Annotated in this window: 17 protein-coding genes and 5 pseudogenes; 11 read left to right on the plus strand and 11 right to left on the minus strand. The window is 66.6% G+C overall.

Features of this window, described 5'->3' with window-relative positions; genetic code table 11:
• Positions 1-20: 20 nt before the first annotated feature.
• The 7 genes and pseudogenes from ACFQH2_RS07480 to ACFQH2_RS07510 form a co-directional block, all read right to left on the minus strand.
• The gene (locus ACFQH2_RS07480) at positions 21-761 is read right to left on the minus strand and encodes a hypothetical protein (protein WP_377052356.1); all 741 of its coding nucleotides are present in this window, start codon (positions 759-761) and stop codon (positions 21-23) included.
• Between the two features lie 302 nt (positions 762-1,063).
• Positions 1,064-2,245, minus strand: a complete 1,182-nt coding sequence (dnaJ, locus tag ACFQH2_RS07485; RefSeq protein WP_377052358.1) for a molecular chaperone DnaJ — start codon at positions 2,243-2,245, stop codon at positions 1,064-1,066.
• Positions 2,246-2,347: 102 nt separating this feature from the next.
• Positions 2,348-3,087: pseudogene (locus ACFQH2_RS07490) on the minus strand (NRDE family protein).
• A gap of 90 nt (positions 3,088-3,177) precedes the next feature.
• Positions 3,178-4,720, minus strand: a pseudogene (gene menE, locus ACFQH2_RS07495) (o-succinylbenzoate--CoA ligase).
• Positions 4,721-4,726: 6 nt separating this feature from the next.
• Positions 4,727-5,770: an o-succinylbenzoate synthase gene (gene menC, locus ACFQH2_RS07500; RefSeq protein ID WP_377052364.1), complete on the minus strand. Its 1,044-nt coding sequence runs from the start codon at positions 5,768-5,770 to the stop codon at positions 4,727-4,729.
• Positions 5,771-6,720: pseudogene (locus ACFQH2_RS07505) on the minus strand (1,4-dihydroxy-2-naphthoate polyprenyltransferase).
• Positions 6,720-7,607 carry a 1,4-dihydroxy-2-naphthoyl-CoA synthase gene (locus ACFQH2_RS07510; protein WP_377052368.1) on the minus strand — a complete coding sequence of 296 codons (888 nt, stop codon included), beginning with the start codon at positions 7,605-7,607 and terminating at the stop codon, positions 6,720-6,722. Before ACFQH2_RS07510 ends, ACFQH2_RS07505 begins: the two are co-directional and overlap by 1 nt.
• An 80-nt stretch (positions 7,608-7,687) precedes the next feature.
• Between ACFQH2_RS07510 and ACFQH2_RS07515 the strand changes: the two genes are divergently transcribed.
• Positions 7,688-8,086: a hypothetical protein gene (locus tag ACFQH2_RS07515; RefSeq protein ID WP_377052370.1), complete on the plus strand. Its 399-nt coding sequence runs from the start codon at positions 7,688-7,690 to the stop codon at positions 8,084-8,086.
• On the opposite strand, the gene ACFQH2_RS07520 is transcribed toward ACFQH2_RS07515, so the two are convergent.
• Complete coding sequence (locus ACFQH2_RS07520) at positions 8,080-8,460, minus strand: PH domain-containing protein (protein WP_377076603.1); 381 nt, start codon at positions 8,458-8,460, stop codon at positions 8,080-8,082. The genes ACFQH2_RS07515 and ACFQH2_RS07520 overlap by 7 nt on opposite strands.
• A gap of 274 nt (positions 8,461-8,734) precedes the next feature.
• Here ACFQH2_RS07520 and ACFQH2_RS07525 point away from each other — a divergent pair, with 274 nt between their 5' ends.
• Complete coding sequence (locus ACFQH2_RS07525) at positions 8,735-9,760, plus strand: J domain-containing protein (protein WP_377076604.1); 1,026 nt, start codon at positions 8,735-8,737, stop codon at positions 9,758-9,760.
• Here the strand turns inward: ACFQH2_RS07525 and menD are convergent.
• A pseudogene (menD, locus tag ACFQH2_RS07530) lies at positions 9,693-11,479 on the minus strand (2-succinyl-5-enolpyruvyl-6-hydroxy-3-cyclohexene-1-carboxylic-acid synthase); the annotation flags it as partial. The gene ACFQH2_RS07525 and the pseudogene menD sit on opposite strands and share 68 nt — an antisense overlap.
• A gap of 6 nt (positions 11,480-11,485) precedes the next feature.
• Positions 11,486-12,826, minus strand: coding sequence for an isochorismate synthase (locus ACFQH2_RS07535; protein ID WP_377052378.1), 1,341 nt, complete (start codon positions 12,824-12,826; stop codon positions 11,486-11,488).
• Positions 12,827-12,941: 115 nt separating this feature from the next.
• On the opposite strand from ACFQH2_RS07535, the gene ACFQH2_RS07540 reads away from it, so the two are divergent.
• On the plus strand, positions 12,942-14,477 hold the full coding sequence (locus ACFQH2_RS07540; RefSeq protein ID WP_377052380.1) for a lipopolysaccharide biosynthesis protein: 1,536 nt from the start codon (positions 12,942-12,944) through the stop codon (positions 14,475-14,477).
• Positions 14,478-14,502: 25 nt separating this feature from the next.
• Here ACFQH2_RS07540 and ACFQH2_RS07545 read toward each other — a convergent pair whose 3' ends face one another.
• The gene (locus ACFQH2_RS07545; RefSeq protein ID WP_377052382.1) at positions 14,503-15,114 is read right to left on the minus strand and encodes a sulfite oxidase-like oxidoreductase; all 612 of its coding nucleotides are present in this window, start codon (positions 15,112-15,114) and stop codon (positions 14,503-14,505) included.
• 133 nt (positions 15,115-15,247) lie between these two features.
• On the opposite strand from ACFQH2_RS07545, the gene ACFQH2_RS07550 reads away from it, so the two are divergent.
• The 8 genes and pseudogenes from ACFQH2_RS07550 (at position 15,248) to ACFQH2_RS07585 (ending at position 20,105) form a co-directional block, all read left to right on the plus strand.
• Positions 15,248-15,700 carry a hypothetical protein gene (locus ACFQH2_RS07550; RefSeq protein WP_377076605.1) on the plus strand — a complete coding sequence of 151 codons (453 nt, stop codon included), beginning with the start codon at positions 15,248-15,250 and terminating at the stop codon, positions 15,698-15,700.
• 11 nt (positions 15,701-15,711) lie between these two features.
• The gene (locus ACFQH2_RS07555) at positions 15,712-16,125 is read left to right on the plus strand and encodes a DUF4129 domain-containing protein (protein ID WP_377076606.1); all 414 of its coding nucleotides are present in this window, start codon (positions 15,712-15,714) and stop codon (positions 16,123-16,125) included.
• On the plus strand, positions 16,122-16,703 hold the full coding sequence (locus ACFQH2_RS07560; protein WP_377052386.1) for a DUF7269 family protein: 582 nt from the start codon (positions 16,122-16,124) through the stop codon (positions 16,701-16,703). The genes ACFQH2_RS07555 and ACFQH2_RS07560 overlap by 4 nt, the downstream gene beginning before the upstream one ends.
• Positions 16,696-18,060: a DUF58 domain-containing protein gene (locus tag ACFQH2_RS07565; RefSeq protein WP_377052388.1), complete on the plus strand. Its 1,365-nt coding sequence runs from the start codon at positions 16,696-16,698 to the stop codon at positions 18,058-18,060. Before ACFQH2_RS07560 ends, ACFQH2_RS07565 begins: the two co-directional genes overlap by 8 nt.
• Entirely contained in the window at positions 18,057-18,575 is a 519-nt protein-coding gene (locus ACFQH2_RS07570) for a DUF7519 family protein (RefSeq protein ID WP_377052390.1), read from the plus strand. The genes ACFQH2_RS07565 and ACFQH2_RS07570 overlap by 4 nt, the downstream gene beginning before the upstream one ends.
• Before the next feature lie 49 nt (positions 18,576-18,624).
• Positions 18,625-19,425 (plus strand): ferredoxin Fer, encoded by an 801-nt coding sequence (gene fer / locus ACFQH2_RS07575; RefSeq protein ID WP_377052392.1) that lies wholly within the window; start codon positions 18,625-18,627, stop codon positions 19,423-19,425.
• A gap of 53 nt (positions 19,426-19,478) precedes the next feature.
• A complete protein-coding gene (locus tag ACFQH2_RS07580) occupies positions 19,479-19,658 on the plus strand; it encodes a DUF1918 domain-containing protein (RefSeq protein ID WP_377052394.1) in 180 nt (59 codons plus the stop codon).
• 7 nt (positions 19,659-19,665) lie between these two features.
• Positions 19,666-20,105, plus strand: a pseudogene (locus ACFQH2_RS07585) (RNA-binding protein).
• Positions 20,106-20,174: the final 69 nt, after the last annotated feature.

Consider the following 20,174-nt stretch of genomic DNA (forward strand, 5'->3'; position numbering starts at 1 on the left):
GCAGGCGGCACGACTCTTTCTCAGAGATCGACCGTTCTGATGTCGATCCAGCGAGCGCTCGATGGTTCTTCCCGCGCGACGATTTCGGCGTCGGCCTCCGAACCGTCCGCGCCGAGTTGGACTGCACCGCCGGCGATCAGCGGTGCGAGCACGCCCGTCGCAATGGTTCGTGGGTCGACGAGCGGGGCCCGTACTGCGACCATATCCGATGCGTCGAGCGAGAGTCGATCGATCGCCGAGTAGGCGCTATCGATCAGGCGTTCGTGGGTGTAGCTTCCCGAATCGTCGACGAGTACCGGTGCCGAAGGGTCACGGTCCTGTGGCGGGAACGAGGGGTTCTCGCTCCAGATGTTCTCCTCGAAGTACCGGACGCCCGGTTCGGTGGGATCCGCGCCGTAGCCCACGCGCTGTCCCCCGGCCGGGAGTTCGTACCGGTCGATGCTCTCTGTCGGGGCGAGGACGACTCTGGCGTCGACCGTCTCGGGCGGGTCCAGTCGCACATGCGCGCCGAGCAGCGCCGCGCCGAACAGTCCGAGCAGTGGTTGCGGTCTGGGATCGGCGACGATACCGACGGTGACGCCCTCGCGGACGCCCAGATGGCGGAAGAAGTTCCCCGTCTTCCAGGCGGTGGTCAGGAAGCGTCGATAGGTGTAGACGTGGTCGGTGTCGCCGTCCGCACGAACCGCGACGTCCCCTGAGCGACGCTCGCGGTCGAGGATGTCGTCGAGTGTCCGTACTGTCTCCTCGTCGAGCGTGTCCATGCAGGGTGCTGGGAGTCACCTGTGAAAAAGACGGAGTATTCCGGGGCACTTCCGTCCACGCTCCAGGATCCGGGTACGACGACAGTTCCCCAACTGTACGCCGGCCGCGAGCGACACCGACTCCGATCATGTCGACCAGCACGTGCGGCGCTGATCCCGTCACGGGAGTGCCATCTGCAGTGTGTCACTCCGGGTCGGCCCGCATCGTCGTGTGTGCCCCCATTGGTGCTCTGGAGGAGTTGCTACTTGGTTACCAGTTGTATAATCGCGGGTAGGAACCGTTTACCGTCCGTCGCTGGCGATCAGAAGGAGTTCTTGATCTTCTCGAAGAACCCTTTCTCGATCTCTATCTCCTCGCCGCCGGCCTCCGCGAACTGTTCGAGTGCCTCGCGTTGCTCGTCGTTGAGGCTCTCAGGGGTGACGACCTGCACCTGCACGTACAGGTCGCCCTGTCCGCGTCCACGAAGTCGTGGCATGCCTTTGTTCCGGATGCGGAACGTCTCGCCGCTCTGGGTCCCTGCCGGAACGTCCATCTCGACGGTGCCGTCGAACGTCGGGACCTCGACGGTGTCGCCGAAAACGGCCTGCGGGAACGAGACGGCCTTGTTCAACTGGAGGTCGTCCCCGTCGCGCTCGAAGTCGGGGTGGTCGGCGACCGACACCTCGATCAGAAGGTCGCCGTTCGGGCCGCGACCCTCGGAGGGTGCGCCCTCGCCGTCCATCCGGAGGGTCTGGCCGTCCTTGATTCCGGCCGGGACCTCGACAGTTAGCGTTGCCTCGTTCATCACCTGTCCGTCGCCGCCACAGTCCGAACACCGCTCGTCGTAGACCTCACCGTCGCCCTCACAGCGTGGACAGGCCTGGGTCTGTTGCATCCGACCGAGCGGCGTCTGGGTGACCTGTGTGACCTGCCCCTGGCCGTTACACTCCGGACAGGTCTGGGAATCAGCCTCCGGCGGATGGCCCGCCCCATCGCAGGTAGTACAGGTCTCGGGACGGCGGATCGTGATCTCCTTGTCGACCCCGTTGTAGACGTCTCCGAGGTCTAGTTGAAGCCGCGTTCGTAGATCCGAGCCCTTGCGCTCCCGGCGACTGCGACCGCCGCCGCCCTGACCGCCGAAGAACTGCTCGAAGATGTCGCCCATACCGCCCGCACCCCCGGCACCGCCAGCGCCGCCACCGAACGGCCCGCCCCCACCGCCGAACGGCCCACCGGCCCCGCCAGCACCGCGGCCGCCATCGAACCCGCCGCGTTTGTCTGCCTGCTCGAAGCGGTCGTGGCCCATCCGGTCGTACGCCTGGCGTTTCTCCTCGTCGGTGAGTACCTCCTTTGCCTTCTGGAGCTTTTTGAACATCTCCTCGGCGTTCGGATCGTCGCTCACGTCCGGATGGTACTCGCTCGCTTTCTTCCGGTAGGCCTGCTTGATCTCGTCCTCGGACGCGTCGCGGCTTACGCCGAGCACATCGTAGAAGTCCTCACTCATTCGTTGTCCCGCTATAATCGGTTGAGACACTTCAAAAGCGCGGCTTGCGCTTCACGGCTCACAGCGTCTAGTCGATCTCATGACTCCGGGATCTGATGGCTCTCAGGACTCCAGATGGACGTCCCGGTACGGCGTCTCGCAGGGTGGGCCGTCCGCAAACCGGTAGTATGCGCCCCCTCGCCGAGCGTGATCACCGACGAGGAGCGCGTCCCGAAGCCGTCGCCGTGGATACAGACGCCATGCTCGTGATCGCCGAGTACGGATTCAGCGCGCGAGCGCCATTCCGCGGGGGTTTCATCCGGGGCGACCGCGAGCGTCTCGCGGAGGTGGTCGGCGTTTTCGGCCTGTCGCTCGCCGACGTCAGGCCGCGATTTGGGAATCGTATATCGTCCGTCCGCGCCGACGTTCACGATGACATGGATGCCCGGGCCGAACTGTCTGAACGCCAACTGGCCGCTCCACTCGTAGTAGAGCGCGGCGGTCCGGTCGACGACGGCGAGATTGAACCCCTCGTACTCGTGTTCCTGGACCGATTGCTCGACGTACCGGGCCGCGGCCTGTGCGCTCTCCCGACGTAGAGCGTCGCGGACGAGCAGTCCGCGCGAGCGCTCCCCGGCGAGTTTGGCATCGTTCCAGCGGTTCGTGATTCCGACCAGCACGCCGTGCTCGTTGTAGCCGATCCACGTCCCCGACGCCTCTTCGTCCTGTGGCGCGACGATCCGCGGATCGGACTCGATAACAGCGGGTGGCGTCGACGGCCGGTCGAGCGCTTCGTCACGGTTCGCCGCGACGACCACCGGCGCGCTCTCGAAGGTCTGCCACGCGAGCGTCAGTGTGCACACGAATATAGGTCAGACGAGCAAGGCGATAAAATCCTTGGTCGTACTGGGGGTGTAGCCCCGCCCACCGGCGGAGTGCGCCCGGGTGGCCGGTCACTCCGGGTCGAGGAGTCGCTCCCGGACGGTGGCCCGGTCGACGGTCCCCGACGCAGTGCGGGGCAACGACTCGGCGACTGCGATGGACCGGGGAGTTTGTAACCAGCCAGTCGCTCGCGACAGTGCTCCCGGAGTGCGTCTGCGTCCGGACGGGCCCCTTCGGACGGCACCACGAGCGCCGCGACGCGCTGGCCCCACTCCTCGTCCTCGAGGCCGACGACTGCGGCGTCCTCGACGGCAGGATGGTCGCGGAGGGTCGTCCGTACCTCGTCCGGATCGACGTTCTCGCCGCCGGTGACGATCCGGTCGACTCGCCGGCCCGTAATCCAGAGCCGACCCCCTCGTCTCGATGCCCGAGGTCGCCGGTGTGGAGGCCATACGGGCCGAACGCTTCGGCCGTCGCCCTCGCCCCGGTGTAGCCGGGCGTCACTGTCGGGCCGGCGACGACGAGTTCGCCGGTCTCGCCCGTCTCTACCGGCGTTGCCTCCTCGTCGACGATAGTCACCTCGGTTCCGAACAGCGGGCGACCGACAGTACCCTCGTGTTCGACTGCCTCCGCGGGCCGTGCTGTCGCGATCTGTGAGGCGGTCTCGGTCATCCCGTAAGTCGGACAGACTGGGATCCCGTCCTCCTCGGCGCGCTCGATCAACGAGGCATCCGCGGGACCCCCACCGAGCAAGACGAACCGAAGCGAGTCGGGGAGCGTTTCGTCCGCGTCGAGGATCCGGTGAAGCATCGTCGGCACGAGAGAGAGTCCGGTGACGTCGTGGGCCCGGGCGGCTGCGGGCGTCCGCTCGGCGTCGAACGACGACTGGAGCACCACGGTCGTCCCGTACAGCGTCGAGCGGAACACCGGGGCGAGGCCGCCCATGTGATACATCGGCAGGGCACAGAGCCAGCGCTCGTCCGGCGTGACACCGAGTCGGAACGCCGAGGCGACTGCCGAGGCGACCAGGTTTCTGGTCGTCAGCGGGACGGCTTTGGGCGTTCCCGTGGTCCCCGAGGTGAAGAGTACGAGTCGCCGATCCGCTGGCGAGCGCTCGATCACTGGGAGCGAACCGGCTGGCTCTCGGTCCCAGACAGCAGTTCCGGAGTCCGTCTCGCCGTCGACGAGCGCAACTCTATGTTCGGTATTCGATCGGTCCCGCAGGGCCGCTGCGACCGCTTCTGCTTGCTCCGCCTGCGCGGCGGTAGAGAGTAACGTCTCGACGCCGACGCGTTCACACTGGGCCGCCGACTCTTCTGGCGTGAGCCTGCTGTTGAGCGGCACCAGTACCGCACTCAGGCGGTCGAGCGCGTGGACGACCGCGACGAACGGGAGGCCCGTATCCAGCAGCGTGGCGACGTGCTCGCCCGGTTCGATCCCGAGCGTCGTCAGTCGTCGCGCAAGGTCGTCGACCAGGGAATCGAGGTCGGCGTAGCTCAGGTGGTCGGTAGCCGCACCGGTGGCTGGTCCGTCGCCAGCATCGATCACGGCGATGTCCTCGGGCGACGTGGCCGCTCGCGCCGCGAGGAGATCCGTTTCGAGCCAGTTGTTCATGGACCGTTACCCCTCCTCCCACGCCCCGCGTGTACCGAGACCGGCGTCCTGTGGTACCGTGGCGTCGCCGTCCTCGATCGGTGCGGGATCGGTCGCGAGATCCTCCGCGAGCAGTGCTCCCGTCGCCAGCCCACAGGCGTCGATCCCCGGCAGTGACGCCGCGAGGTGGACCGCGCCGGTGCGGGCAACGACCGCGTCGATGGTCGTCGTGACGATGGGGATCAGTCCCTCGCGTCTGGCGTAGATGGCGATCCGGCGCGCACGATCCAGTCCGCCCAGCGCCATCGGCTTCAGGACGAGGACGTCAGCGGCGTCAGCCGACTGGATCTCCTCGAAGGAGTGGCTCGCGAGCGACTCGTCCAGCGCGATGTCGACGCGAGACGAGCGCCGCAGGTCAGCGTGACCCGAGAGATCATCCGCGTCGAGTGGCTGTTCGACGTACTCGACCGACGAGGCGGCCAGTCGGGAAAGCGCGTCCTGGGCCTGCTCGTGGTCCCACGCGGCGTTGGCGTCGACGCGGATCGCGACATCCGGCCCGACGGCCTCCCGGACCGCCGCTACGCGCGCGGCGTCATCGTCGACTGGCCGGGTGCCGACTTTCAGTTTGATCGTCGTGAAGCCCTCGGCAAGCGCGTCGCGGGCCGCGGTCGCTGCTGCATCCGACGCTACGTCGCCGACCGTCGCGTTGACCGGGACGCGCGTGGTGCGGCCGACGGAGCCGAGAAAGCGATAGAGCGGTTCGTCGGCTTCGTGTGCGCGGAGATCCGCCAGCGCGAGCGAGACGGCGTGACGGGCGGCGGGCCGCTCTTCGACCGCATCGAGTGCGCCGGCAGGATCGTCGTCGTTGAGCCGCTCCAGCGCGGTCGAGACGCCGTCCCGACAGTCCGACAGGGACTCGGTCCTGCCCGGTAGCGGCGTCGCCTCGCCGACGCCAACGGTCCCGTCGGACTCGATTCGGAGCGCGATACCTTGCCTGCGCTGGATCGGTCCGGCGGCGGTCGACAGCGGTTCGGAAAGTGCCAGATCGAAGTGTGTCGTTTCGGCGTCCATTCAGATCACCATCCCGAGTGCGAACAGAACGGCGAAGCCAGCGAGCAGTTTGCCGGTCCGTTCGAGGGCGGGGTTGAGCGCGTCGCCGTCGGTCCGGGTCAGCACCGTCCGTGCGAGCAGCGCGGCGTACGGCAGCGAGAGGAACGGCAGCAGGATCGCCCCTCCGAACTCGCCCGTCGCGAAGAAGTACAGCGGGACCGCGTATGCAAGCGCGAGCAACCCGGTAAACTCCACGCGACTCCAGCGATAGCCCAGCAGGACCGCCAGGGATAGCTTGCCCGCCTCGCGGTCGGTTTCGAGATCCCGAATATTGTTTACCACGAGGATGTTCGTCGAGATGCCCGCGATGGGCAGGCTAGCGAGCAGTGCGGTCGTCGTGACTGTTCCTTCGGGGATGGTCATCGCAAGCGGGTCCGCGAGAACTGCGGCGGCCTGCACGTAAAGGTCCCCACCACGGCGATGACGCCGAAGAAGACGAATACGAACAGATCACCCAGTCCGTGCGAGCCAAGCGGGAAAGGGCCGCCGGCGTAGGCGTAGCCACTCACGATGCTCGCCAGTCCGATCACGAGGATCGGGAGGCCGCCGACGTAGACCAGATACGTGCCGACGAGTATCGCCGCGGCAAAGGTGAGGATCATCCCTCGCTTTACTTGCTCGGCGGGGATCAGTCCGGAGTTGGTGACCCGTGTGAACCCCTGTCGTTCCTCCGAGTCGACGCCTTTCACCGCGTCGTAGTAGTCGTTGGCGAGGTTCGTCCCGATCTGGATCAGCGCCGCGCCGACGAGTGCGGCGACGGCGGGACCGAGCGAGAACACCCCGGCGCTGTAGGCCAGTCCGACGCCGACGATCACCGGGGCGGCGGCCGCCGGCATCGTCTGTGGGCGGGTGGCGATCAGCCACGCCCTCGCCCGCGACATCTCCGGCGTTTCGGCCTCTGTCGCCGTCATCAGTAGCGCCACGGTACGTCGTCGAAATCAGGTTTTCGCCCCTCGACGAACGCGTCGCGACCCTCCTCGGCCTCGTCGGTCATGTACGCCAGTCGCGTCGCCTCGCCGGCGAACACCTGCTGGCCGACCATGCCGTCGGAATCGAGGTTGAAGGCGTACTTGAGCATCCGCATCGCGGTGGGGCTCTTCTCGTTGATCCGCTTGCCCCACTCCAGGGCGCGCTCTTCGAGTTCCTCGTGGGGGACCGCCTCGTTGACCATCCCCATATCCGCGGCCTCCTCGGCGCTGTACGTTTTCCCGAGGAAGAACACCTCTCGGGCCTTCTTCTGGCCGATCTGTCGGGCGAGATAGGCGGAGCCGAACCCGCCGTCGAAACTGCCGACGTCCGGATCGGTCTGGAGGAACTTGGCGTGTTCCTCGCTCGCAATAGTGAGGTCACAGACGACGTGGAGGCTGTGCCCGCCGCCGACGGCCCAGCCAGGCACGACGGCCACGACGACTTTCGGGATGTGGCGGATCAGCCGCTGTACTTCGAGGATGTGGAGCCGTCCGTGCTCGCTGGCTTGCTCCTCGTCCCCCTCGTACTCGTAGCCGTCCGCGCCGCGGATCGCCTGATCGCCGCCCGAGGAGAACGCCCACCCACCGTCCTTCGGCGAGGGCCCGTTGCCGGTGAGCAGCACGCAGCCTACGTCTGTCTGACGTTTGGCGTGATCGAGCGCATCATAGAGTTCGTCGACAGTCTTCGGCCGGAACGCGTTCCGGACTGCGGGTCGATCGAACGCGATTCGGACCGTTTTCCCGTCGGAAGAGCGGTGATAGGTCACGTCATCGAAATCGAAATCTTCGACCGCTTCCCAGCGGTCTTCCTGCATGAGTTCCGAGACCATTTACCCGAACTCGGGTCGTCATGTTCAAATAGGTTCCCGTCGCGGGACAGGTCTTTATTATTCGATGCCGAACGGGGCATGTGGATAGAGAACGTATCACACGCGAGCTAACAGGCGCGGTCGCGGGCGGTCTCGGCGTCGCCTCCGACTACGAACGCGGCCGCGTCCCCTGCAAGCAGTGTCGCTCCGAGTCCGACCACGGGCCGGATCGGTCGGCGCTCGTCGCTGGCGACCGGGTCACCGTTGCGCTGCGGAACTACGAGGGCTACACCTGGGAACCGGTCGGCGTCTACTGTCGGACGCACGGAATCGAACAGGTCGACGATACGATGGACGTCCTCGCGGAGGAACAGGTCGTCGTCGCGGCGACGCTCGAACCGACGGGCTATCTCGACCCGCTTTCGGACCATCATCCGAGTGCGCTCTCCTTCGGCGGCGTCGAGCTCCTCGATTACAGTCCGGCTGCAGACGGCTACTGAACCGGCTGTCTCGGGCCGTTCCCTTCGGGCATCTGCTCGCTCAACAGGTGTACGAGCGTGCGTTTGACCCGCTCGGGGTTCGGGACGCTCCGAAACGTCACGTCCTCCGTGTCGGTCCCGGCGGTGAAGACCCTCACGTCGCCGAAGGAGAGGAACCGTTCGAGAATCGTCTGCTCGTAGGAGGTGTTCTGTACCCGTTCGAGTCGAATCGCCGTGACGTCGCGGCTGATCAGCCCGTGTTTGACGTATAGCTGTTCGTCGGTGATGACGTACAGCAGACGGAGCCAGTCGAGATAGACGGCAATCGCCCAGCCGATCCCCCGAACATCACGAGCAGGGGCAGCGCTGATGCCCAACTCGGTAGGTCCGTCCATGCCGCCAGTAATGCCGACGCGACGAAGCCGAGCACGGTGACGAGCGCCGCAAGCGCCAGTGCTACGGCAATCGTGAACTTCGACGGCCGTCCCGTCCATCGGATCTCCTCGTCCTCCCCCAGATGAATCCAGTCTGCATCCTCGACGGTCTCCGCGAACAGTGAACTCCCCATATGGCACTATCTACGAGGTAGTTTGTATAATCGGGTGGTGAACGCCCTCTGGCTACCGAACGTTTTAGTTCGACCGAGAGAAACCTTCGGCGAACAGCCCGATGGCCAATGACTTCTACGACGTGCTGGACGTCACCGCCGACGCCACCCAGGACGAGATTACCGCCGCCTACCGGGAGAAGGTCAAGGAGTACCACCCGGACCAGAGCGACCGCGATGATGCCAGCGAGCGGTTTCAGGCGGTCGTCGACGCCGAGGAAGTGCTGGGCGACGAGGCGGAACGCGAACGGTACGACCGGCTTGGCCACGAAACGTACGTGGGCGACGGGGGAACTCGCCGCAGGCAGAGAACCGGTGACGACCTGGATTTCGATGGCTTCGACTGGGACGTGGACCGTGGGGGTACCTCCGATGGCTGGTGGGAGAGCCACCACGCCAGACAGCGCCGCCGCCGGCAAACGGCCGACTGGGAGTGGGTCGGGGACTCGGCCGGCACGGCCAGTGCGGGCGGCATGGGTAGCACAGGCAGTACGAGCGGTATGGGAGGTCCCGCCGGTATGGGAGGAACAGGTGGCACCTCGGCGACCAGTAGGGCGTCTACCGCGGGCGGTACGACAGCAACTGGGAGCACGTCTACAAAGGGGCGCGGCTTCGACGGCCATGCACAGAGTGGCGACGACTCCTACACGGTCAACGACTGGGAGACCGAACCGCAGAGCCGTGGGCTGTCGATGCCGTCGATTACGCAGGAAACGGTCTTTCTGATCGTCGTGTCGATGCTCCTCTACCCGCTGTTGCTGGTCTCGACGATCACGGAGCTCTTTTTCGCCCCGATACGGGTCGCGACCGGTTTGCTACTGATCGCTACTGCGGGCTATCTGCTCACGATTCCCGGCATCGGTGTGATCGTCTTCGGCGGTCTGAGCGTGCTCGTTCCCGGGGCACTCTTCGCCACTGGCATGCTGGAACCCCTGACAATGCGGGTCGTCGTCGGCGTCATGCTCGTCTGGATCCCGCTCGGCTACGCCGTCGCGGTGGTGAGCGTCGTCGGGCGCTGCGCAACCGTTCACAGACCGACTCGTAGAGCGCGTCGCGACGGTCGTGACTCGCCTGACTGTCGATCCTGAACTCGATTACCTGTGTTCCCTCGCTGGCGAGCGACGCCTGGTAGACTTCCGTGAACTCGTCCAGCCGGTCGACGCTGGTAAGCGAGAGGTCGTAGAGGTCGGCTGTGGGGGCGAAGTCCAGCCCGTGTGGCGTCTTGAACTGCCCGGTGAAGGGCGGATCGAACTCCTCGATGGGGAGCATATGGAAGATGCCGCCGCCGTCGTTGTTGAGCAGGACGATAGTAGCGTCGACGCCACACCGCTCCAGCGCGAGTAGACCGTTCATATCGTGATAGAAGGCCAGATCGCCGGTGATCGCCACGAGCGGGTCGTCGGTCGCGCTCCCCGCGCCCAGCGCCGTGCTGACGATGCCATCGATACCGCTTGCACCGCGGTTGCCGAGCACGGTCAGTTCGTCCGTCGCGGGCCGGGCGAAGCGGTCGAGGTCCCGAACCGGCATCGAGTTCGAGACGAAGACGGTGGCGGGGTCGGGCGCGCCCTCGATGGCGGCGGCGACGACCGCTCCCTCGAATCGCTTGCTCCTCTCTCGGCGGGCGTCCTCCCGCGCCGTCCCGATCCGATCCCAGTAGGTGGCGTCGGCATCGAGCCAGCGGGACTGCCAGTCTGGCGCGGGTGCCACGGCATCGGCGTCGAGCGATTGGAGCACCGACTCAACGAGCGCCGTCGGATCGGCTTCGAGCAGATCCGTCGCGGTAAACGTCGCCTCGCGCCAGCCAGCGGCGGGGTCGACGATATACTGGCGCGCGTCGACACCGGCGAGATAGCTCCGGAGCGGCTTGGACGTCGGCGACGCGCCGAAGCGGACGACGACATCGGGGTCGGGCCAGTCGCCGGTGACGCGCTCGTCGAGGTAGCCGTCGTAGCCACCGATCACTTGGGCCTCGGCGACGTGGTCGCCGAACCGGAGTCCGGAGAGCGGGTCGGCCAGCACCGGAAAGCCCGTTGCACTGGCGATTGCGGCGACGCTCTGCCGGTCCACGTCCGGGATTGGTGGATCTGCGGGCCCGGCGACGAGCAATCCCCGCTCGGCGTCCTCGATGGTGGTCACGAGGTCGGCGACAGTTTCCTCGTCGGGGTCCATCCGCCCGCCGGCGGTCTGGACGAACGGCCCGTCACGCCCGGTCGCACCGAGTGGCGCGGTTTCGGCGATATCGTCGGGCACGTCTCCCGGCACCTCGACCGGTTCGAGGGGCTTCCGGAAGGGGACGTTCAGGTGGACTGGGCCGGAGGGGTTCCCGTTGCTTCAGCCACCGCGCGGGCGGCGTCGGTGCGCAGGCGGCGCAGTTTTCTCCCCGTGGGTTCCGGCTCCGGCAGGTCGCGGAACCACCGGACTGCATCGCCGTAGAGCTTCTCCTGATCGATGGTCTGGTTCGCGCCGCTATCTCGGAGCTCTGGTGGGCGGTCGGCTGTCAGCATGAGTATGGGGACCCGCGCCTGATTGGCCTCGATCACGGCGGGGTGGAAGTTCGCCGCGGCGGTGCCGGAGGTGCAGATGAGCGGCGTCGCGGTCCCGGTCCGTCTGGCGCGGCCGAGCGCGAAGTAGGCCGCCGAGCGCTCGTCGAGATGCGAGAAGACGGTCAGACCCGGATGGCCGGCCGCGGCGACGGTCAGTGGCGTCGACCGGCTTCCGGGGGCGACACAGACCGCCTCGATCCCGTTGGCGACGAGTTCGTCGAGTAACGTCTCTGCCCAGAGCGTGTTTCTGTTAGGTGCAGACATGAGTAGCTACTCCAGCGCGTCTAGCATCGGTCCGTATTTGAGCTGTACCTCGTCCCACTCGCGGTCCGGGTCGCTGTCGGCGACGATTCCGGCCCCGGCAAACAGCGTCGCCCGGCCGCCCTCGGCGACTGCAGACCGGATACCGACTGCGAACGCGCCGTCGCCAGCGGCGTCGAACCAGCCGATGGGGGCGGCGTACCACCCCCGGTCGAACGCCTCGGTCTCCTTGATCGTCTCCCAGGCACCGTCCGGCGGGAGCCCGCCGACTGCGGGCGTCGGATGGAGCGCCTCGACCAGCGAGAGGACGTGTTCGGCGTCGTCGAGTTCGGCCGTAATCGGCGTCTGTAGGTGCTGGACGGTCGGGAGCTTTCGGATGGTCCGCTGGCCGGTCTGAACGGAACCGGCATACGGTGCGAGCTGGGCGCGGACGGCATCGGCCACCAGTTCGTGTTCGTGGATGTCCTTCTCGCTATCGAGTAGTTCGGCTGCGAGCCACTCGTCCTCCTCCGTGGTGTCGCCACGACCGGTCGATCCGGCGAGGGCTTCGGTGTGCACCGTCCGGCCGGAGAGCGAGACGAGTCGCTCGGGCGTCGCCCCGAAGAAGGTCGGGCCGTTGCCCGGCTGGAAGAGAAAGCGCTGGCAGTCGGGGTACGACCGATCCAGCCGCGCCATGACGTCCGGCAGCGATATCGGCTCGTCGAGGGCGACCGATAGTGACTGCGCGAGGACGACTTTCTGCAGGTCGCCGCCCGTGATGCGGCCGATCGCACGCGTGACCTGGTCGCGCCAGTCGGCCCTCGACGGGCACCGCTCGCGACTCGCCACACCCGGCGGGTCGGCCGGCCCATTGTCGGTGGTCGCCGCCTCTATCTCCGTGGCGACTCGGTCGAGTCGTTCCTCCAGTGCGGCCTCGCTATCGGGGTCGACGGCGTTGACCGTGAGCCAGACGTCGTCGTCGCTCCAGACCACCTGTGCCTGGGGCAGCACGAACCGCGCGCTCTCGAACCCGGTCCACGGCGGGTGCGGTTCGTGCTCGTCATGAAACGCGAAGCCGCCGACGAGTCGGGGGCGCGCCGCTGTCGGCGCGTCGTCGGCGTCGATGCGTGAGAACAGCTCGTCAGCCGCCGATCTAACGGCCTCGAACCGGTCAGGACCGGTCGCCGAGAGGGTCGTCGCGGTGCCCCAGCCGACGAAGGCGGGGCCGTCCGGCGGCGTCCACAGTCCCCGTGGCGGTTCGAACTCGTCGAGAACGGCCCGACGCGAGACGGCGTCCAGCTTGCGGCGTCGCGTCACCAATGCCGCGTCAGCCCGCGCGCTGGCGTCGCCCCCACTGCGCAGGGATTCCATTGCTCTCATCTCAGGAGCGTGGCTTCTTCAGCCTGTCCCTCTCTCGTGGTGGTGGCGCGGCGGTCGAGTCGGTAAGCGACCGACTTTTGACGTAGCACCGCCCGAATGCCAAACCGTGTCCCGAGACGACGAGGAGTCGATTCCAGACGAGGAACGCGAGGCCCTCCTGACAATCGCCCACGGAGCCGTCGTTACCTCCGGTGGCGTCTCCGGGCAACGTGCGCTGATCTCGACGGTCGAGATCATCCTCGCACGCGGACTGGGACCAGCCGCATACGGGGTGTACGCACTGGCGTGGCGGATCGCCCAGGTTCTCGTCCGGCTCGTCACCTTCGGAAGCGTGCCGGCGCTCCAGCGCTACGTACCCGAGTATCGGGGCGAGCCTCGACGACGCTCCGCTGTCGTCGGGTTAGCCTACGCGACGACGATCGGTTTTGGCGCGGTGTTGGCCCTCGGCGTCTGGGTGGTAGCGCCGTGGATCAACGACCGCACCGTCGAGCAGGCCGCCTTCGTTCCGACGATGCGGGTCTTTGGCCTTCTGGTCGGACTGCTCGGCGTCGTCCTGGTCGTCGCCGGCGTCTTCCGGGCGGTCGGCTCCGCACGCGGTGAAGTCGTGTTCAATAAACTGCTCCGCCCGGCCGTCCGCCTGGCCGGGGCAGTCGTGGCGCTCGGTCTCGGCTACTCCGTCGTCGGTGTCGCCGGCGCTATCGTCGTCGGGACGGCCGTGCTTGCGGCGGTCGCCATCCCGCTATCCGCGCGTTCGACGGGGATCCGCCCGTCGATTCGGGGAGTGAGCGCCGAGGCCGGACGATTCTACAATCACGCCGCCCCGGTCGCAATGAGCAGTTTCGGAAAGGTGTTTCAGAACCGGGTCGACGTCCTGCTCGTCGGAGCGCTGCTGACAGCGGTCGCGGCGGGCGTCTACAACGCCTTGCTCGTGTTGGTCGCTATCGCGTGGATCCCCTTGCTGTCGTTCAATCAGTTGCTCCCGCCGGTCGCGTCCGATCTCTATGCCGACGACCGAATGGCGACGCTCAACGCCATCTATACGGCCGTAACGCGGCTGATCGTCACGACCGTCGTTCCCTTCCTCGCGGTGATGGTCGTCTACGGGCAGGACCTGCTCGCCCTCTTCGGCCCGACGTATACGCAGGGATACGTCCCGCTGATCGTCTACCTCGGCGGCGTGTTCGTCGGCAGTGCGGTCGGGGCAACCGGCTGGCTACTGATGATGACTGACCACCAGTACGCGCGGATGCTCCTCGACTGGCTGCTCGCCGTCCTCAACGTCGTGTTGACCTACACGTTTATCGTGGAGTTCGGTCTCGTCGGTGCCGCGCTCGGCACCTCGCTCGCCATCTCCGTACAGAACGTGATTCAGGTACTGTTGTTACGCCGGTTCGAGGGACTCTGGCCGTTCGATCGGACCTACCTCACCCCAATCGTGGCTGGCGGCGTCGCACTCGCCGTCATGTGGGCGATCCGTGCCGTCGTTCCCGGCGTAGTTGCTCTCCTCCCCGGCGTCCTGATCGGGCTTGTCGTCTACGTCGCGGCGCTCGACGTGTTGGGCGTCGATCCGCGGGATCGGTTCGTTGTTCGCGAGCTATACACGAGTTATAGCGCCGCGCTGGGAGAGCGGTTCGCCCGATAGCTCGGCCGGACGGCGGTTCCACGACCTAGCTATACCGCTCTTCGTTCCACGGGTCGGCCGTGTTGGAGTAGCCGCGTTTCTCCCAGTAGCCTCGCTCCTGTTCGGTGAGTATCTCGACGCCACAGAGCCATTTCGCGCCCTTGTAGGCGTACTTGTGCGGCGTCACGGCGCGGAGTGGCCCGCCGTGGTCGGCCGGCAGCGCCTCGCCGCTGAACTCGTAGGCAAAAAGTAGTTCGGGTCGCAGACAGTCCTCGAGCGGGAGATTCGTGGTGTAGTCGTCCAGCGCGTAAAAGAGTACGTGCGAGGCGTCGTCGTCGAGACCGGCGCGTTCGGCCAGCGTCGGAAAGGTGACGCCGGTGAACTGACAGTCGAACTTGCTCCAGCCAGTGACACAGTGAAAGTCCTGGCGATGGGTCTCTGTGGGGAGTGCCTGAAACTCCTCCCAGTCGAACGATAGCGCTTCCTCGACGGCACCGGTGACGCGGAACTCCCAGTCTTCCGGGTTCCACTCGGGCGTACCGCTCTTCGAGAGGACGGGGAACTCCGCCGTTTCGCGCTGTCCGGGCGGGAGTCGCTCGTCGCCGAACTCCGTGTATAGCTCCGTACAGTCCCTGTCGACGTGCACGCTGTCGGTCATCGGTTCCAGTAGGACCCTCCGACGCGTATGTCTGACGCTTGGGGGATCGGTACACTTTTTTGGGACACGTCCACGCGCCTGTAACGGACTGTCCCGTGATCCCCTCCGCGGCGACAGTGTTCGAACAACTACTATGCGCTCTACTACAGTACGGCCGGCCGTCACGGCAGGTGTCTGTCTCGTCGCGTTCGGCTTCGGCGCGGCGACGATCGCCGATCCCACCGACGCGGCCTCGACGGCCGGTCTCGGCGTCTCGGCACAGCTATCACTACCAGTCTCCTCGACGCTCGTGTTCGGCGTGCTGACCGTCCTCGTGGTCGGGCTTGCCGCCGGCGTCTACCTTCTCGGCGACGCGCAGGCCTCGGACATGACGATGGGCAAGGCCATCCCGTTTCTCGCCGGCATACTGCTACTCGGGACTGTGGCTGCCGGACTGTTCCTGCCTCCGGCGGCGACGGCAGCGCGGCACAGGAAGGGCTCGACGGGATCAGTGATGTCACGCCGGATATCGGCGTCGCAGAGAGTGACGAGAGTGCGGAACCCAAGGCGGGCGGCGGCGGAAGCCCGCTCGCTACGATCGGATTGATCGGACTCCTCTTGCTGACTGCAGTCGGGGCGTTCTGGTACTGGCTCACTCGAGACGAGGATGACGTCGACGCGGAAACGGTCGACCTCGCCGACGACCCCGAGGAGGAGACCAAACTCGGCGAGGCGGCCGGCGACGCCGCCGACCGGATCGAGGCGTCTGAGGACGCCTTCCAGAACGAGGTGTACACCGCCTGGAACGAGATGGTGGAGGTGGTCGACCTCCGGAATCCAGAGACGAGCACGCCGAAGGAGTTCGCCGCGGCGGCGACCGACGCCGGGATGGACCGGGGCCACGTCGAGACGCTCCGGGACGTTTTCGAGGAGGTCCGCTACGGCGAGCGGGCAGTGACGCCCGAGCGAGAGGAGCGGGCCGTCGACGCGCTCCGGGAGATCGAAGCGGCGTACGCGGGTGATCGCCAATGACGACCATCGAGCGCCGGATCGCCGCCGGCATCGGGGTGGTGATCACCGCACTCGGCGTCGCGACGTTCCTTTCGCCCGATCTGGGCGCGATGTTCTCGGCCGACGAGTTCCTGCTGACCATCGTCGGCATCGTTGCCCTGGCTCAGGGTGCTCGGATCGCCCGCGACCGGTGGGGCTCCGAACTCGGCTACGCACGCACTGGCGATCCGGAACTCATCAAGGGGATTCCGACACCGGGCGAAGGGTTCGACGTCGCCATGCGGTCGGCGTCGAGCGTCCACGAGATATCCGGCCGCGAGACGGTGAACGACCGACTCGAAGCGGTCGGCGTGACCGTCCTTCAGCGCCGTCGCGGCTACACCGAAGCGGAGGCGAGAGAGCGACTGACGAGCGGCGAGTGGACCGACGACCCCGTCGCGGCGTCGTTTTTCGACGGGACGCCATGGTCCGCGTTCCCCCTGTCGCTGCGGCTTCGGGTCCGTCTCGGGCGCGAGTCGAAGTACGGGCTCACGGCGAGACGGGCCGCCGGAGAGCTAGAGCGTCTCTGGACGAGACCCACGGAGGAGACCGATGAGTGAGCAACGCCAGACCGAACCCGAACCGAACGCGGAACCAGACGATGCCGACGAGGCGACGGTCGACAGTGCCGGACGACTCCACGAGGACGTCCTGCGCCGGACCGGTCGCTGGACCGGTGTCAGCGCGCTCGCACTGTTCGGCGTCGCCTTCGGCGTGTTCGCTCAGAACCCCGCTCCCTTCCTCGCGGGCGTCTTCGGCGTCACGTTTGCGGCCTACGCAGGGGCCGGGCGCGCGCCCGACGCATACCTCGATATCGAGCGCGACTTCGAGGACCGTCCCGACCCGGGCGAGGAAATCGAAGTCACCGTGGCGGTCGAGAACGCCGGCGAGTCGAGCCTTCCGGACGTTCGGATTGTCGACGGCGTCCCGGGGCAGTTACACGTCGCCGCGGGGACGCCACGCTGTGCGGCCTCGCTCGACCCCGGCGAGACGGCGACGTTTAGCTACACAGTGGTCGCCGAGCGCGGGACCCATCAGTTCAAGCCAGCACAGGTGCTCGTCAGGGGCTTCAGCGGTGCGGCCGAGCGGGAGACGCGAGTCCCCGGCGAGAGTGACCCGCTGGTCTGTACTCCCGGCTCCCTGCCCCCGTCGACGAACCTCTCCCTGCAACCGCTGACGACGCCGTATGCTGGCCGCGTCGAGACCGATATCGGCGGCGACGGACTCGAGTTCTACGCGACGCGGGAGTACCAGCCGGGCGATCCGCTCTCCAGAGTCGACTGGAACACCCGCGCGCGGACTGGCGAACTCTCGACGCTCGAGTTCCGCGAGGAGCGGGCGGCCTCGGTCGTCCTGCTGATCGACGTCCGCACCGAGGCGTGGTGTCGGCCCGACGAGAGCGCCACCAGTGCAGTCGAGCGCTCCGTCGAGGGTGCGATGCAGGTGTTCTCCTCGCTGATCGACGCCGGCGACAGGGTCGGCATCGCCGCGCTCGGGACGACTGAGTGCTGGCTGCCGCCCGGAAGTGGCGGGGACCACCGCACCCGCGCTCGTGAGATGTTCCAGACCGAGCCGCTGCTATCGCCGGATTCGGTCGACGACCTGATCGAGCGCCCGATCAGCGTCGCGGCGCTTCGCCAGCAGCTACCCAGTCACGCCCAGATCATCCTCTTCTCGCCGCTCGTGGACGACCTGGTCGTCGAGCAGGCGAAACTGCTGGATGCCAGCGGCCATCTGCTGACTGCAGTCAGTCCGAACCCGACGACGACGGCGACAACTGGCGAATCGGTCGCCCGGATGGAGCGGGACCTGCGGATGGCTGACCTCCGGCGATCCGGACTGCGGGTCGTCGACTGGAACTGGGAGGAGCCACTCGTCACGGCGATTTCGCGGGCCGGCGCGAGGTGGTCGGCGTGAGCCCTGCCGTCGACCGCCGGCCGACGCGTCCCGGCACCGTCATCTCGCTCGCCGTGGCAGTGCTCGCGGCGACCGTGCTCGGCGTCTCGATGGCCCCGTCGGTCGGGCTATCGCTGCCCGGTATCGTCCTGCTCGGTGCAGGCTTGCGCTACGGCCGAGAGCGCCTCGCAACCGGCGGCGGACTGGCGCTGTTTGCGGCCGCACTCGTCGCCGGGATCGGTGATGCGGGTGTCGGTTCCGTCCTGATCGGCGGCGCGCTCGCCGTCGTCTCGTGGGACGTCGCGGTCAACGCTATCGAACTCGGCGAGCAGGTCGGTCGTGAGGCGGAGACGCGCTCGGCCGAACTCTCCCACGCCGCGGGGACTGTGTCCGTCGCGTTCGGGACGGCGGTCGTCGCCTACGCGCTCTACGCCGGTCTCGACGGCGGTCGACCGATCGTTTCCGTCGTGCTGTTGACCGCCGCCGCCGTATTGCTCGCGTCGGCGCTCAGGCTCGAATCGCCGTCGAGCACGTGATCGACGGACGAGTGCATAGCTTTACTTTTTTCCGCTGGAGAGTAGAGGTATGGGGCAGTTACAACACGTCGATAGTGACGATCTCAGGCGCTGGCTCGAGGAAGCACGTAGCAAGGAGTCGACACAGCTCCTGATGACCGCAATCGCCTACGACGAGGGTGCTTCGGTCTCCGAACTGGCAAACTGGTACGATCTCTCGAACGAGGACGTGCAGGGCTGGATCGATCGGCTCGAATCGGAGACGATCATCGTACCGGTGGCCGAAAACGAGGGCGTCGATTTCGATGAACTGGCCAACAAATCCGGGCTCGGCGGTCAGACGGTCGTCGACTGGTTCGCGTCGCTAGAGGCCAAACCGGTCGCGGAGGCCGCGAGTATCGTCCAGCGGTACAGTCAGCAAAACACTGGGCCGCTCATGGCCGGCACCGAGTCCCGGGTGCAGTATCTCGATTACGCCGTCCTCGACGAGCACGGCTGGTCGCTCGACGATAGCGACCTCTTCGAGAAGGCCTCCGACACCGATCTCGATCCGAGCGATTACGGCCGGTTTCTCGTCGAACCGGGCGAGACAATCCTCGAAGCCGCGGAGAATCGTGATCTGTCCTGGCCCTACGCCTGTCGCGGCGGGGCCTGTGCAAACTGTGCGGTGATCGTCAAGGAGGGCGACGTCGCCATGCCCGGCCAGACGATTCTCACTGACAAGCAGGTCGAACGGCTGAACGCTCGGCTGACCTGTGTCGGCGTGCCGGCGACATCCGAACTCAAACTCGTCATGAACGTGCAGTTCCTCGACGAGTTCGAGGATCTTCGACTCCCGTCACCGATGGCCGAATCGGGGCCTGCAGTCTGACCGCACCGCCGGGAATCAGTCCCTTTTTACTGGCTGAGGGGGTAGTCGAACCCATGAGCTTTGAAGAAGACGATAGCGTTATTCTGTACGACGAGCACAGCGAGTACGACGGCGAAGAGGGGACGGTTACGCAGGTCATGGAGACCATGTTCGGCGACGAGACCTACACCGTCAGCTTCGAGGACGGCCAGGAGACCGGTATCTCCGAGGATTCGCTCGAAGCGGCAGAGTAACTCCCCGATGGCGAGCGTCCCGTTCCACTACATCGATCTGCGGGCCTTCTGCTACGCGACCGAAGACGAAAAGCGCGTCAGAGAGGCGCTGCGGTTCTTCCTCCCCGAGGAGACGGAGATAGAGCGCACCGAGAGCGAAGGCCACTACGGTGACCGAATCGTCGTCCTTTCGACGCGCGTCGAAAACGCCGACGACATGCGCCACATCCTCCGACGAGTCGCCGACCTGAAAGAGATCGACCGGGTCCTCGACGAGTTAGACCAGCGCGTCGACGAGAACTGCTCGCTCTTTTTGAGCCTCGACAAACAGGCGGCCTTCAACGGCCGTGCAGAGATCGGCGACGGCATCACGCTCCGCGCGAAGGTCGAAGCCTATCCCGCAAAAAGCCCGCGGCCGTCGAGAACGCCACCGAGGCGATCGAGGCCTGCCGCGACGACGAGTTCTGATCGGGGCGGTCGAGCCACCGTTTGCCGCCCGATAACGTAACAGCAAAGAGCCGTGGGGCTGGTTGCTGT

The sequence above is a fragment of the Natronoarchaeum sp. GCM10025703 genome, from assembly GCF_042661985.1.
Lineage (GTDB): Archaea > Halobacteriota > Halobacteria > Halobacteriales > Natronoarchaeaceae > Natranaeroarchaeum.

What these genes read in the sequence shown, in the direction of transcription:
- ACFQH2_RS07480 (WP_377052356.1), bottom strand. Translation starts at nt 761, where the DNA reads ATGGACACGCTCGACGAGGAGACAGTACGGACACTCGACGACATCCTC.
- dnaJ (WP_377052358.1), bottom strand. Translation starts at nt 2,245, where the DNA reads ATGAGTGAGGACTTCTACGATGTGCTCGGCGTAAGCCGCGACGCGTCC.
- menC (WP_377052364.1), bottom strand. Translation starts at nt 5,770, where the DNA reads ATGGACGCCGAAACGACACACTTCGATCTGGCACTTTCCGAACCGCTG.
- ACFQH2_RS07510 (WP_377052368.1), bottom strand. Translation starts at nt 7,607, where the DNA reads ATGGTCTCGGAACTCATGCAGGAAGACCGCTGGGAAGCGGTCGAAGAT.
- ACFQH2_RS07520 (WP_377076603.1), bottom strand. Translation starts at nt 8,460, where the DNA reads ATGGACGGACCTACCGAGTTGGGCATCAGCGCTGCCCCTGCTCGTGAT.
- ACFQH2_RS07525 (WP_377076604.1), top strand. Translation starts at nt 8,735, where the DNA reads ATGGCCAATGACTTCTACGACGTGCTGGACGTCACCGCCGACGCCACC.
- ACFQH2_RS07535 (WP_377052378.1), bottom strand. Translation starts at nt 12,826, where the DNA reads ATGGAATCCCTGCGCAGTGGGGGCGACGCCAGCGCGCGGGCTGACGCG.
- ACFQH2_RS07545 (WP_377052382.1), bottom strand. Translation starts at nt 15,114, where the DNA reads ATGACCGACAGCGTGCACGTCGACAGGGACTGTACGGAGCTATACACG.
- ACFQH2_RS07550 (WP_377076605.1), top strand. Translation starts at nt 15,248, where the DNA reads ATGCGCTCTACTACAGTACGGCCGGCCGTCACGGCAGGTGTCTGTCTC.
- ACFQH2_RS07560 (WP_377052386.1), top strand. Translation starts at nt 16,122, where the DNA reads ATGACGACCATCGAGCGCCGGATCGCCGCCGGCATCGGGGTGGTGATC.
- ACFQH2_RS07565 (WP_377052388.1), top strand. Translation starts at nt 16,696, where the DNA reads ATGAGTGAGCAACGCCAGACCGAACCCGAACCGAACGCGGAACCAGAC.
- fer (WP_377052392.1), top strand. Translation starts at nt 18,625, where the DNA reads ATGGGGCAGTTACAACACGTCGATAGTGACGATCTCAGGCGCTGGCTC.
- ACFQH2_RS07580 (WP_377052394.1), top strand. Translation starts at nt 19,479, where the DNA reads ATGAGCTTTGAAGAAGACGATAGCGTTATTCTGTACGACGAGCACAGC.